Annotated in this window: 12 protein-coding genes; 10 read left to right on the top strand and 2 right to left on the bottom strand. The window is 66.2% G+C overall.

Annotated elements, in window-relative coordinates:
- Nucleotides 1-8: 8 nt before the first annotated feature.
- Both creB and creC read left to right on the top strand, forming a co-directional pair.
- Nucleotides 9-713, top strand: a complete 705-nt coding sequence (gene creB / locus ACCQ15_RS14400; RefSeq protein WP_008576101.1) for a two-component system response regulator CreB — start codon at nucleotides 9-11, stop codon at nucleotides 711-713.
- Between the two features lie 48 nt (nucleotides 714-761).
- The gene (creC, locus tag ACCQ15_RS14395) at nucleotides 762-2210 is read left to right on the top strand and encodes a two-component system sensor histidine kinase CreC (RefSeq protein WP_218488722.1); all 1449 of its coding nucleotides are present in this window, start codon (nucleotides 762-764) and stop codon (nucleotides 2208-2210) included.
- Between the two features lie 124 nt (nucleotides 2211-2334).
- On the opposite strand, the gene ACCQ15_RS14390 is transcribed toward creC, so the two are convergent.
- On the bottom strand, nucleotides 2335-3147 hold the full coding sequence (locus tag ACCQ15_RS14390; RefSeq protein WP_057681445.1) for a C1 family peptidase: 813 nt from the start codon (nucleotides 3145-3147) through the stop codon (nucleotides 2335-2337).
- A 420-nt stretch (nucleotides 3148-3567) separates the two neighbouring features.
- Between ACCQ15_RS14390 and creD the strand changes: the two genes are divergently transcribed.
- The 7 genes from creD to ACCQ15_RS14355 all read left to right on the top strand — a co-directional run bounded on the left by creD (nucleotide 3568) and on the right by ACCQ15_RS14355 (nucleotide 10032).
- Nucleotides 3568-4845 (top strand): cell envelope integrity protein CreD, encoded by a 1278-nt coding sequence (gene creD / locus ACCQ15_RS14385; protein WP_372380715.1) that lies wholly within the window; start codon nucleotides 3568-3570, stop codon nucleotides 4843-4845.
- A gap of 7 nt (nucleotides 4846-4852) precedes the next feature.
- Nucleotides 4853-5275 carry a hypothetical protein gene (locus ACCQ15_RS14380; RefSeq protein WP_008576095.1) on the top strand — a complete coding sequence of 141 codons (423 nt, stop codon included), beginning with the start codon at nucleotides 4853-4855 and terminating at the stop codon, nucleotides 5273-5275.
- A gap of 43 nt (nucleotides 5276-5318) precedes the next feature.
- Nucleotides 5319-5921, top strand: coding sequence for a GNAT family N-acetyltransferase (locus tag ACCQ15_RS14375; protein ID WP_218560219.1), 603 nt, complete (start codon nucleotides 5319-5321; stop codon nucleotides 5919-5921).
- Nucleotides 5922-6045: 124 nt separating this feature from the next.
- Nucleotides 6046-6930, top strand: a complete 885-nt coding sequence (locus tag ACCQ15_RS14370; RefSeq protein WP_372380714.1) for a carbon-nitrogen hydrolase family protein — start codon at nucleotides 6046-6048, stop codon at nucleotides 6928-6930.
- Nucleotides 6931-6949: 19 nt separating this feature from the next.
- A complete protein-coding gene (locus ACCQ15_RS14365) occupies nucleotides 6950-8041 on the top strand; it encodes a DUF3616 domain-containing protein (protein WP_218502124.1) in 1092 nt (363 codons plus the stop codon).
- A 67-nt stretch (nucleotides 8042-8108) separates the two neighbouring features.
- Complete coding sequence (gltX, locus tag ACCQ15_RS14360) at nucleotides 8109-9512, top strand: glutamate--tRNA ligase (protein ID WP_031423501.1); 1404 nt, start codon at nucleotides 8109-8111, stop codon at nucleotides 9510-9512.
- A 13-nt stretch (nucleotides 9513-9525) separates the two neighbouring features.
- Entirely contained in the window at nucleotides 9526-10032 is a 507-nt protein-coding gene (locus tag ACCQ15_RS14355) for a transcriptional repressor (protein WP_005912830.1), read from the top strand.
- A gap of 313 nt (nucleotides 10033-10345) precedes the next feature.
- Here ACCQ15_RS14355 and ACCQ15_RS14350 read toward each other — a convergent pair whose 3' ends face one another.
- On the bottom strand, nucleotides 10346-10987 hold the full coding sequence (locus ACCQ15_RS14350; protein ID WP_008576090.1) for a TetR/AcrR family transcriptional regulator: 642 nt from the start codon (nucleotides 10985-10987) through the stop codon (nucleotides 10346-10348).
- Nucleotides 10988-11093: 106 nt separating this feature from the next.
- Here ACCQ15_RS14350 and ACCQ15_RS14345 point away from each other — a divergent pair, with 106 nt between their 5' ends.
- Nucleotides 11094-12308, top strand: a complete 1215-nt coding sequence (locus tag ACCQ15_RS14345) for an efflux RND transporter periplasmic adaptor subunit (RefSeq protein WP_338339085.1) — start codon at nucleotides 11094-11096, stop codon at nucleotides 12306-12308.
- Nucleotides 12309-12314 lie beyond the last annotated feature (6 nt).

Below are 12314 nucleotides of genomic sequence, written 5' to 3'. Positions count from 1 at the left end.
ATGCCGGTATGCTGCGCGGCATGTCCGAGTCTGCCGCCCGCGTGCTCGTCGTCGAAGACGAAGCCGCCATTGCCGATACCGTGCTCTACGCACTACGCAGCGAGGGCTATGCACCTGAGCATTGCCTGCTGGGCCGCGATGCGCTGACGCGTCTGCGCGCCGATCCGGCCGATGTGGTGGTCCTCGATGTGGGCCTGCCGGACATCAACGGGTTCGAGGTGTGCCGCACGTTGCGCAGTTTCAGCCAGGTGCCGGTGATCTTCCTGACCGCGCGCAACGACGAGATCGACCGCGTGCTCGGCCTGGAGCTGGGCGCCGACGATTACATGGCCAAGCCGTTCTCGCCGCGCGAGCTGGTGGCGCGCGTGCGTGCGCGCCTGCGCCGACGCCATGCCGGCGCGCCGGCCGAATCGGGCTGGCAGCCGCACGGCGCGTTTGCGATCGACCGCGAGGGCAGCCGCATCCGCTATGGCGAGACCCTGCTGCCGCTGACACGCTACGAATACGCGCTGCTGGCAGCGTTGCTGCAGCGCCCCGGTGCGATCCTGAGCCGTGCGCAGCTGATGGACCGCGGTTGGGACGCCAGCGCCGACAGTGCCGACCGCACCGTCGACACCCATATCAAGACGCTGCGCGGCAAGCTGCGCTTGGCCGGCGTGCCGGCCGACCCGATCCGCACCCACCGGGGCCTTGGCTACGCGCTGGAGGTATAGGCATGCGCCGGCACGCATTTGGTGAACTGAGCGAGGCCGCGGGCTGACATGCGGCTTGGTCTCAAGCTGTTCCTGGGCTTCTTCCTGATCGTGGGCCTGGCCGCGTTCTTCGTGATGCGCGTGTTCGTCAACGAGGTCAAGCCAGGGGTGCGCCAGGCGATGGAATCCACGCTGGTGGATGCGGCCAATGTGCTGGCGGAAATGGCCAGTGGCGAGTTGGCTGCCGGCACGCTTGCCGATGGCCGCTTCGCGCGCAACGTGGCCAGGGCCCAGCAGCGCGACCCCAAGGCGTGGGTATGGCGCTTTCGCAAGAACACGGTGGATTACCGCGTGACCGTCACCGATGCGCGCGGCGTGGTGGTGTTCGATTCGCTGGGCCGCGACGTGGGCCGCGACAACTCGCGCTGGAACGATGTCTATCGCACGCTGCGCGGCGAATATGGCGCGCGTTCCAGCCCGGACATCGATGGCGACCCTGCCGCCACGGTGATGCATGTGGCCGCGCCGATCTACGCACCGGACGACCCCGGCAAACTGATCGGCGTGCTGACCCTGGCGCAGCCCAATCGCAGCATCGACCCGTTTATCGAAGCCAGCCAGCGCAACATCCTGCAGCGCGGCGCCTGGTTGATCGGCATTTCCGCGTTGATCGGCATCTTGATGACCTGGTGGTTGATGCGTGGCATCGGCCGGCTCAATCGCTATGCGCAGGCAGTGAGCGCCGGCATCCCGGTACCGCCGCCCGAACCGCGTGGCGATGAAATCGGCGATCTGGGCCAGGCGCTGGAGAGCATGCGTCGCAAGCTGGAAGGCAAGGCCTACGTGGAGCAGTACGTGCAGTCGCTGACGCACGAGATGAAAAGCCCGCTGGCGGCCATTCGCGGTGCCTCGGAGTTGTTGGCCGAGCCAATGCCGGAGGCCGACCGCCAGCACTTCGTTGCCACCATCCGCGCGCAGGAACACCGGCTCACCGAAACCATCGACAAGCTGCTGGCACTGGCCGAGGTGGAGCAGCACGGCTGGCTGCAGAAGCGCGAGCCCATCGGTATTGATGGGCTGCTGCAGGCTGCGGCGGACGCGGTGGCGCTGCGTGCAGCGGCGGCGGGCATCACCGTGGAGGTGGACGCAGGGGCTGGCGCGCCAGGCGATCACCACGTACTGGGCGATGGGTTTCTGCTCAGGCAGGCACTGATCAATCTGCTCGAAAACGCCATCGCGTTTTCGACGCAAGACAGCCATGTGCGCCTGCAGGCGCGGCTGCGCGACGGACACTGGGAGTTGCTGGTTGAAGACCGCGGCAGTGGTGTGCCGGATTACGCGCTCGAGCGCGTCTTCGAGCGGTTCTATTCGCTGGCACGCCCGCAGACCGGCCAGCGCAGCTCCGGTCTCGGCTTGCCGTTCGTGCGCGAGGTTGCGCGCCTGCATGGCGGGGACGTGATGCTGGGCAACCGCGATGGTGGCGGTGCGCGTGCGGTGTTGCGCCTGCCGATCGGCTGAGTCGCTGCAGGCCGTTGTCGCGGTTGGCTGGCGCCGGTGGCAGCCGCGCGTTCAAGGCGGCGGCATGCGCCAGGGCACATGCCGCGCCTGCATCACTCAGCGTACGGCGCGTGGCCGCGTCGTGCTAGTACACCACCTCGGCGCCGATCACATCCTTGGCGACCACCGACCAGGACAGTTTGCCGAAGCCTTTGTTACCCCATGCGGTGCCCCAGCTGTTTTCCACGATCAGTCCTTCGCTGTCGTAGCCCAGCGCGATGACCGCATGCCCGCCCAGGATCGGCGTCGTGGTGTCGTAATCGACCTGATTTTGGGCTGTCAGGTCTTCAAAGCCCTGGCGCACATAGAAGCCGATCGCCACCGGCGTGGAAGAGGCAAGGGCGAGCTTGATCTGTTGGATCAGGGCGCTTCCCCCATTCCCCCTGCCCGAATACAGCACGGTGTAATGGCGATACGGCGTCGGGTTCCTGGCAGCGTTGGCCCTGTCGGCGGCAGTGGGTTGGTGTTTCCAATCGTAGTTGCCCCACGAATAGTGCTGCTCGGTGTCGATGCCCTGCGCAAGCGCGACCTGCAGCGGCGCTTCCAGGGTAGAGCCTTCATCCACGCCGCCGTTGACCTGGCTGTACAGGTACATCGGGGCAAAGCGCGTCTGGGCCTGTCTGTTGGCGTTGGCATACCAACCGGTCAGGGTGTGAGCGGTCGCCCATGACACGCAGGCATCGACCTGGCCCTGGTCGCCCGGCGTGATCGCCCACGCAGTCAGGTCGACTCTGGCAGGCAGCGGTGTGCTCACGCTCGCGGTACCGAACAGCGGGGTGACCGGCTGCATCAACGACGAAGGCTTCAGGCCCATGCCGTGCACTGCCGCCTGCGCGGTGGCGGCGGTCAGGCTCAGGGCGGCGAGCAGGCAAAGGGCGAGCGAACGGTGCGAGTTCATGGAAGGCAGCTCCAGGTTAAGAAAGGAATGCAGTCGTGCGCAGTTGCCAAATCACTGCCGAGTGGGCGTGCGGCCATGGCAGCGCTGATGCAATGCCTGCGGCTCGAGACCTCATCGAAGCGCAGCGAGCTGGAAGCTGCGATCAGATGAAAGGAGGGATTCGGGGCTGCGCACCTGCCCGTGCATCGTTACGCGTGAAGTCGCTGCGTGCGGCGGCCAGGCGAAGTGCTGCCGATCAAACGGAAGCTCGTTTTGGGCAGGGGTGGCACTTTGGAGCGTTGAAAGCCGCATTTCGTCAATGCGTCACAGTGCCGGTCGCCGGATGTCCGGGTTGCCCACTTCACATTCGCTTCAAATTCGCCTCAAACCGCCGACACCGGCGCAGCGCACCCTGGCCACCTCCCAAGATGAGGATGGCCGATGAAATCCCTGAAACTGTTGTTGCGGTTCGCCACCATCGGCGGGCTGATCCTGCTGTTGTTGATTCCGCTGCTCCTGATCCGTGGCGCGGTGCAGGACCGGGCGCGCTACCGCGACGAGGCGGTGGAGCGGGTAGCGCAGAGCAAGGCCGGCGAGCAGCAGTTCATCGCGCCGGTGCGGGTGCTGCCGTATACCGAAGACGTGCAGGTCACCGAGCCGGACGAGCAGGGCAACCAGCGCAAGGTCTGGCGCAAGCGCGAAGGTACGCTGCTGCAAACGCCGAGTCGCCTGAAACTCAGCGGCGAAATGGTGCCCTCGGTGCGCGAGGTGGGCTTGTACCGCGTGCAGGTGTATTCCTGGAAGGCCACCTTGCATGCCGAGTACGACCCCTTCGACTACGCGGCTGCGCCGACCCGTGTGTATGGCCAGCCGTATCTGGCAATCGGTATTTCCGACGTGCGCGGCTTGGTCGGCACGCCGCGCTTGCAGGTCGATGGCCGCGCGCTGGCGCTGGAGAGCGGCGCAGGCGCACTGGCCGACCCGCTCGCCGGCCGGCTGCAGGACGGCAACGTGGTGGACATGCAGTTCGTGCTGGACGGCACGCGCCGGCTGGCCATCGCGCCGATCGCCGACAACAACGACATCGCCCTGCGCTCGGACTGGCAGCACCCGTCCTTCGGCGGCCGCTTCCTGCCGAATGTGCCGAGCATCGGGCCGAAGGGCTTCGATGCGAGCTGGTCGCTGTCGTCGCTGGCCACCGGTGCGCAGACCCAGTTGCAGTCCAGCCATGCGGCGCTGGATACGCTGGAAGTGCGCCTGGTCGACCCGGTGGACGTGTATACCCAGGCCGACCGCGCCAGCAAGTACGGCATCTTGTTCGTGGTGCTGACCTTCGTGGCCTTCGTGCTGTTCGAGCTGATCAAGCGCCTGCCCATCCATCCGTTGCAGTACCTGCTGGTGGGCCTGGCGCTGGCGATCTTCTTCCTGCTGCTGCTCAGCCTTTCCGAACACATCGCGTTCTGGCAGGCCTATTTGGTGTCGGCGGCGGCGTGTATCGGCCTGCAGTTCTTCTATCTGTCCGGCGTGTTGCGCAGTTGGGTCCGTGCGGCTGGCTTCTCGGTGATGCTCACCGCCTTGTACGCGGTGCTTTACAGCCTGTTGATCTCCGAGGACAACGCGCTGCTGATGGGGTCGTTGCTGCTGTTCGGCATTCTGGCCAGCATCATGTGGGTCACCCGCAAGCTCGATTGGTACGAGCTTGGCAATAGCCTGCGCTGAGGCCTGCATGCTGACGCAGGCACACTTGCACCGGCGCGCGCAGCGTTTGCTGCCCGCCGGTATCGACACGGTGGCGCTGCTTCCCGCAGCGCTGCCGCACGCTTGGGAGAGCTCGGCGCTGTCGGCCTTGCCGCTGAACCGCGACAGGCGCCGCGGAGTGGTGGGCCTGCAGCTGCACGCACGCACCGCGCAGCAACTGCGCAGCGGCGGGCATGCGTTCTTGCAGGCGGCAGCGCAGCAGCACACCCGCACCGGCCACGCCCGGGCACCCAGCTATGGGCCGTGGCAACGGCTGAGCAATGGCAGCTACTGGGCACACAGCACCGATGCGCTGCTCGGGGTACTGCTAGCCACCGACGAAGCGGCGGTGTGGTTGCTGTGGCAACAACCGCAGACCTGCATTTCGAACCATGGTCATTGGCTGCGTTGAAGCATCGCATTGCAGCCACGCCTTGCTGGCTTACCATGGCGGCATGGCTGGCTCCTCGTTAATGGTGGAAACGGTGCGCGGCACGCAGGTGCTGCCGCATCTGGATGCGGTGGCGCAGCTGCGCATCAGCGTGTTCGGCGCATGGCCGTATCTGTACCAAGGCGATGCCGCGTACGAGCGCGACTATCTGGCGGCCTATGCGGCATCGCCGGACAGCGTCTTCGTGCTGGCGCGCGATGGCGATGCGGTGATCGGTGCATCGACCGGTTTGCCGCTGCTCGATGACAGCGACGCGTTCCACGCACCGTTCCGTGCGGCAGGCATCGATCCGGCCGGCGTGTTCTATTTCGGCGAATCGGTGCTGCTGCCGGCGTATCGCGGGCAGGGTATCGGTCATGCATTTTTCGACCATCGCGAAGCGCATGCACGCGCATTGGGCCGCTTTGCATCGACCGCGTTCTGTTCGGTGGAACGCGCGCCCGACGACCCGCGCCAACCAGCCGATTACCGTCCCAACGATGCGTTCTGGCGCAAACGTGGCTACGCCCCGCAGCCGGGCATGCGCGTGCACCTGCAGTGGGCGGAGTTGCAACATGGCGAGATCGACCACAGCTTGGTTGTGTGGACACGTGCGTTGTCGCAGTGAGTGCGGCCAGCGCCCTACAGCCACCGACAAACATCACGAGCGGTCTGCAAGATCGCTGCACAATGCGTTGGCGAGCTGGTCTGATTGCTTCGCCGCTTCGATCCAACACCCCAAAGGCCACCAGATGAAAATTGCCGTTGCCAAATACCCCATCGGCAAGCCAGTCGACTTCGCCGCGTTTGCGGCGCGCCAGTCGGCCCTGATCGCCGAAGCCGCCGCTGCCGGTGCGCGGGTGGTGGTGCTGCCCGAATATCTGTCGCTGGAACTGGGCGCAACGTTCGACACGCAGATTTCTGCCGGCCTGCCCGAATCGCTGGCGGCCATCCAGGCGCTGCGCGCGCCGTGGCTGGAACTGTTTGCCGACCTGGCGCGGGAACATCGGCTGCACCTGATTGCCGGCAGTTTTCTGCTGGATCTGGGGCACGGCCGCTACCGCAATCGCAGCGACTGGTTCACCCCGGAGGACCTGCACGGCTGGCAGGACAAGTTGCAGCTCACCGGTTTCGAAAAGGCCACCGGGCTGATCGAGCCGGGCGAGGAACTGAAGGTGTTCGAACTGGACGGCATTCGCGCCGCGATCGCGATCTGCTACGACAGCGAGTTCCCGCTGCCGGTGCGTGCGCAATACGAGGCCGGTGCACGGTTGTTGATCGTGCCCAGCTGCACCGACACCGCCGCCGGCGCCATGCGCGTGCGCATCGGCTGCCTGGCGCGCGCGCTGGAAAACCGCGTGTTCGTCGCGCAATCGGTGACTGCAGGCCAAGCGCCGTGGAGCCCGGCGTTGGACATCAATACCGGCGAGGCGGCGGTGTTTGCGCCGATGGATGTCGGCTTCCCCGCCGACGGCGTGCTGGCGCAGACCCAGGGCGAGACGGTGTGGGCACTGGCCGAGTTGGACTTTGCGGCGTTCGAGGCCAGCCGCGCGCAGGCGCAGGTGGCCAACGACCGCGATTGGCCGGGGCAGTTGGCGGCCGATGTGGTGCGTGCCAAGCTGGCCGCGTTCGGTTGATCCCTCATCCTAGGTGCCCATGGCCAAGAAAACCCTGATTCCGCATAGCGTCAGGCTCGAATTCGCGCCCGGTGCGCTGGTGCACAGCAATCTGTCCGGCGCCGCCTTCACCGACGATTGGCTGTGGGTGGCCGGCGACGAAGCCTGCGCGGTGGATCGGCTGCGCAAGCTCGATCCGGTACGGCGCGAGACGCTGCGCTTCGGCGAAGGGCAGAGCTTTCCTTTGGCTGACCTGCTGGATCTGCCGGGCGAAGACGGCGAGGAAGCCGACCTGGAAGGCATGGGCCTGTCGGACGGATTCTTGTGGGTCGTCGGTTCGCACGGCAGCAAGCGCAAGAACGCCAAGCGCGGACGCGACGACGCCGAAAACGCGAAACGCCTGACCAAGTTGAAGCTCGATGGCAACCGCCGTTTGCTTGCCTGCCTGCCGATCGAGCAGGCGCAAGACGGCAGCCCGCAGCTGGTACGCGAAGCCGCCGACGGCCGCCGCGCACTTCGCCTCAAGGGCGATGCCAAGCACAACCAACTCACCGACCTGCTGGCCGACGACCCGCATTTCGGCCCGTTCCTGAAGATTCCCGGCAAGGACAACGGCTTCGATATCGAAGGCATCGTGGTCGATGGCCAGCGCTTGCTGCTGGGCCTGCGCGGGCCGGTGCTGCGCGGCTGGTCGGCGATGCTGGAGATCCAGGTGGAAGCGCATGGCGACCATCTGCGCCTGGCACCGCTGGACGAAGACGGCACCCTGCTGCGCAAGCACTTCCTGCAACTGGGTGGGCTGGGCATTCGCGACCTGCATTATTCCGGCGACGATCTGTACCTGCTCGCCGGGCCGACAATGGTGCTGAATGGCGAGATTCGCCTGTTCAAATGGCCGGATGCGCGCACCGTGCTGGCCGCTAACCGCGCACCGGTGCGCTTTCAGCACGACCTGCTGGAATCGGCAGTGCTGCCGCATGGCAAGGACTGCGACCGCGCCGAGGCCATCTGCAACCTGCCCAGGCACCTGGCCGGCAAGATTCCCACCTGGCTGGTGCTGTACGACGCCCCGGGCACGGCACGCAGCGGCGGCGATTGCGTGGTGTACGGCGACCTGCTGCGCAACCGCTGAGCCACGGGCCGGGCAGGGCCACGCCGCGCAAGGTAAAATCGGCCGACTCCCGTCCGCCGAGCGCTCCATGACCTGCCGCACCCGTTTCGCCCCCAGCCCCACCGGTTACCTGCACATCGGCGGCGCCCGCACCGCCCTGTATTGCTGGCTGGAGGCGCGCCACCGCGGCGGGCAGTTCGTGCTGCGCATCGAAGACACCGACCGCGAGCGCAGCACCCAGGCGGCCATCGACGCCATCCTGGAAGCGATGGACTGGCTGGGCCTGGGCTACGACGAAGGCCCGATCTACCAGACCCAGCGCATCGCGCGCTACCAGGAGGTTGCCGAGCAGCTGCTCGCGCAGGGCAAGGCGTATTACGCCTACGAAACCCGCGAAGAGCTCGACGCCATGCGCGAGGCCGCCATGGCCAAGCAGGAAAAGCCGCGTTACAACGGCGCTGCCCGCGAGCAGAACCTGCCGTATCGCGACGACCCCAACCGGGTCATCCGCTTCAAGAATCCCGTCGGCGGCACGGTGGTGTTCGAGGACCTGATCAAGGGGCGCATCGAGATCGCCAACAGCGAGCTCGACGACATGGTGATCTTCCGCCCGGACGGCTTCCCCACCTACAACTTCGCGGTGGTGGTGGACGACTGGGACATGGGCATCACCGAGGTGATCCGCGGCGACGACCATATCAACAACACCCCGCGCCAGATCAATATCTACGAAGCACTGGGTGCACCTGTGCCCAGGTTCGCGCACATGCCGATGATCCTGGACGAGCAGGGCGCCAAGCTGTCCAAGCGCACCGGCGCGGCCGACGTCATGCAGTACAAGGACGCCGGCTATCTGCCGCATGCGCTGATCAATTACCTGGCGCGCCTGGGCTGGTCGCATGGCGACCAGGAGCTGTTCACCCGGCAAGAATTGCTGGACCTGTTCGACGTCAAGGACGTCAATTCCAAGGCCGCGCGCCTGGACATGGCCAAGCTCGGCTGGGTCAATCAGCATTATCTGAAGACCGACGACCCGGCCAGCATCGCCCCGCAGTTGGAATACCAGCTTGCCAAGCTCGGTGTGGACATCGCCGCCGGCCCGGCCGCCGCCGATGTGGTGGTGGCCTTGCGCGAGCGCGTGCAGACCTTGAAGGAAATGGCCGAAAAAGCCGTGGTCTGGTACCAGCCGCTGGAAACCTATGACGAAGCGGCGGTGATGAAACACCTCAAGCTTGGCGCCGAGGTGCCGCTGGGCAAGGCGCGCGAGCTGCTGGCTGCCGTGGATGCGTGGAGCGTCGAAAACGTCTCGGCTGCGCTGCACGACGCTGCTGCCGCGCTGGAACTGGGCATGGGCAAGATCGCCCAGCCGCTGCGCGTGGCCATCACCGGCACCCAGGTCAGCCCGGATATTTCGCAAACGGTGTACCTGGCCGGACGCGAGGGTGCCTTGAAACGCATCGATGCGGCACTCATCAAGATTGGAGCGGCCTGACGCCGGAGCCTGTATGACCAAGCACACCCACGCACCAGATCTCGCCTGCACTGCACCGCATCACCACGTCGACGATGCCAACGGTTTCGTGCGCGCGGTGGAGCGTGCCTGCAGCGAACGCGGCCTGCGGCTGACGCCGATCCGCGCGAACGTGCTGCGGCTGATCGCCGACGCCGGCAAGCCGGTCAAGGCCTATGAACTGCTGGACTGGGTGCGCGAAGGCAAGGGCGTCGGCGCCGACGCCCCGCCCACGGTGTACCGCGCGCTGGATTTCCTGATGGCCAACGGCTTCGTGCACAAGCTCGAATCGGTCAATGCGTTCGTCGCCTGCCACCACCCCAACAGCGCCCAGCATTCGGTGCCGTTCCTGATCTGCGACCGCTGCCACAGCGCGGTGGAGCTGGAAGATCGCGACGTGGTGTCGCAACTGGAAGCCCGCGCCAAGGCGCTGGGTTTCCAGCCGCAGGCACAGACGCTGGAAGTGCATGGCCTGTGCGCGAAATGCGCAGTGGCGGAGTAACCAGCCGCTAGGTCGTGCCTCGACGCGGCCTGTTCCAAGGTGCTGGTTGCGCAATGCCCGGGCGGCAACATGCGTGCGATGGCAACGTGTTCAAGCGCAAGCGCAACACCGTTCAATCGCTGCAGCAGCATTCCTGTGCCGGCCGTACAGCGCAGCCTCGCTGCCCGGTTGCGTCATGCGGTGATGATGCTGCTGCGCTCAAGCCAGCGGCGCGGCAAGGCAGTTAGACGCCTGAGTGGACTGCAGGCCTGGCGTCCGTACGCGCGCACTGCGCCTCGTCGCGCAGTGCAATGAAGTGAAGTCGCAAAGGGCGTCACGCCGCCTTGCCTGCCTTGCCGCCATACGCGGCCAGAAACGTCTGCACCGCACGTCGCGTCGCGTCGCGCAGGAACTCGGGCGTGGGGTCTTTGAGTGCGCCAAACAGGCAGGGCATCAAGGTTTCCGATTCCAGCAAGGCCGCGTACTGGTGGGCGGCCAGCAGGGTGTCTTGGCAATGGAGCAGGCCGCAATCCACCTGTGCCTGCAGGTATTCGGCGAAGCGCTGTATGCCTTCTTCCTGGCCGGCGCTGAAATACAGTGCGCCGACCGCCGATCTGCCGGATACCCCGATGATGGTCTGCCAGCTGGTGATGTTGGGCGGGGCGCACAGGAAGGTCAGCACATCCTCGCCGAAGCGCTGCAGAGCCTCATCGACCGGGCCGCTGCTTTGCGAAAGCGCATGCAGCAACGGGTCGAAATAGCGGTCGGACATGTCCTTGGCAACGGCCACGAACAGCTCTTCCTTTGACGGAAAGTAGCCGTACAGCGTGCGCTTGGAGCCGCCTACGCGGGCGGCGATTTGCGACATCGACGCGCCCTCGAAGCCCAGCTCGAGGAAGACCTCGCTGGCTGCCTGGACGATGGCCTCGCGCTTTTCTTCGGTTCTGACCCGCATCAAGTTCTCCCAATAATTCATAAGTATACCGACTGGGCAGAAATGCTTGACGGCCACGGATGTGCTTATTAGGATACCGAACCGTACCGTTTAGATTTAATCATCACACCTCCTGCGGAGACTGCCCGTGCGTGCTCATGCCTCGTTTCGCCTGTCGTTGCTTGCTGTTGCCGTTGCCGCCACCGCCCTGCTCAGTGCCTGCGGCAGCCCACCGGGAGGCCCGCCGCCGCAGGAAGGCACTCCGGAAATGGGCGTGCTGACCGTCAAGCAGCAACCGGTGACGCTCACCACCGAATTGCCGGGGCGCACCGTTCCGTACCTGATCTCCGAAATTCGCCCGCAGGTGGGCGGCATCATCCAGTCGCGCCAGTTCACCGAAGGCGGCGACGTCAAGGCTGGCCAGACCCTGTACCAGATCGATCCGGCCCAGTACCGCGCCAGCTATGCCAGCGCGCAGGCGTCCCTGGCCAAGGCCGAGGCGACCCTGCGCACCGCGCAGCTCAAGGCCGAGCGCTACAAGGAACTGGCGCAGATCAAGGCGATCAGCCAGCAGGAAGGCGACGACACCGATGCCGCGCTAGGCCAGGCCAAGGCCGACGTGGCAGCCGGCAAGGCGAGCGTGGAAACCGCGCGCATCAACCTGGCGTTTGCGCGGCTCGACGCACCCATCTCCGGACGCATCGGCCGCTCCAGCGTGACCCCGGGTGCCCTGGTGACCGCCAACCAGGCCACGGCGCTGACCACCATCCAGCAGCTGGACCCGATCTACATTGACGTCACCCAGCCCAGCAGTGCGGTGTTGCGCCTGCGGCAGGCGATGGCACGCGGCGATCTGGAACAGGCCGGCGACGGTGCGGCCAAGGTGTCGCTGTTGCTGGAAGACGGCAGCACGTACCCGTTGCAGGGGCACCTGGCGTTCTCCGACGTGACCGTCGACCAGAACACCGGCTCGATCACCCTGCGCGCGGTCTTCCCCAACCCGAACGCCGAGCTGTTGCCAGGCATGTACGTGCGCGCGGTGCTGCAGGAAGGCGTCAAGGAGCAGGGCATGCTAGTGCCGCAACAGGCGGTCTCGCGCAACGGCGCGGGCAAACCCACGGCCTTTGTCGTCGGCGCCGACCAAAAGCTGCAGTTGCGCGTGCTGGAGACCGATCGCGCGGTGGGCGACCAGTGGCTGGTGCGCAGCGGCCTGAAGCCCGGCGAGCAGGTGGTCGTCGAAGGCGCATCGCGCGCACGCGATGGCATCTTGGTCAAGACCGTGCCGTGGCAGCCCAAGGCCACACCCGCCGCCGGCAATGCTGCCGGTCCTGCCGCCCCGACCGCACCGCGTGCGGCCAACTAAGGCGGG

This window comes from Xanthomonas sp. NCPPB 1754 (assembly GCF_041475725.2).
Lineage (GTDB): Bacteria > Pseudomonadota > Gammaproteobacteria > Xanthomonadales > Xanthomonadaceae > Xanthomonas > Xanthomonas euvesicatoria.
The sequence above is the reverse complement of the archived record's forward strand: the minus strand, read 5'-3'. Positions and strand labels throughout refer to the sequence as shown.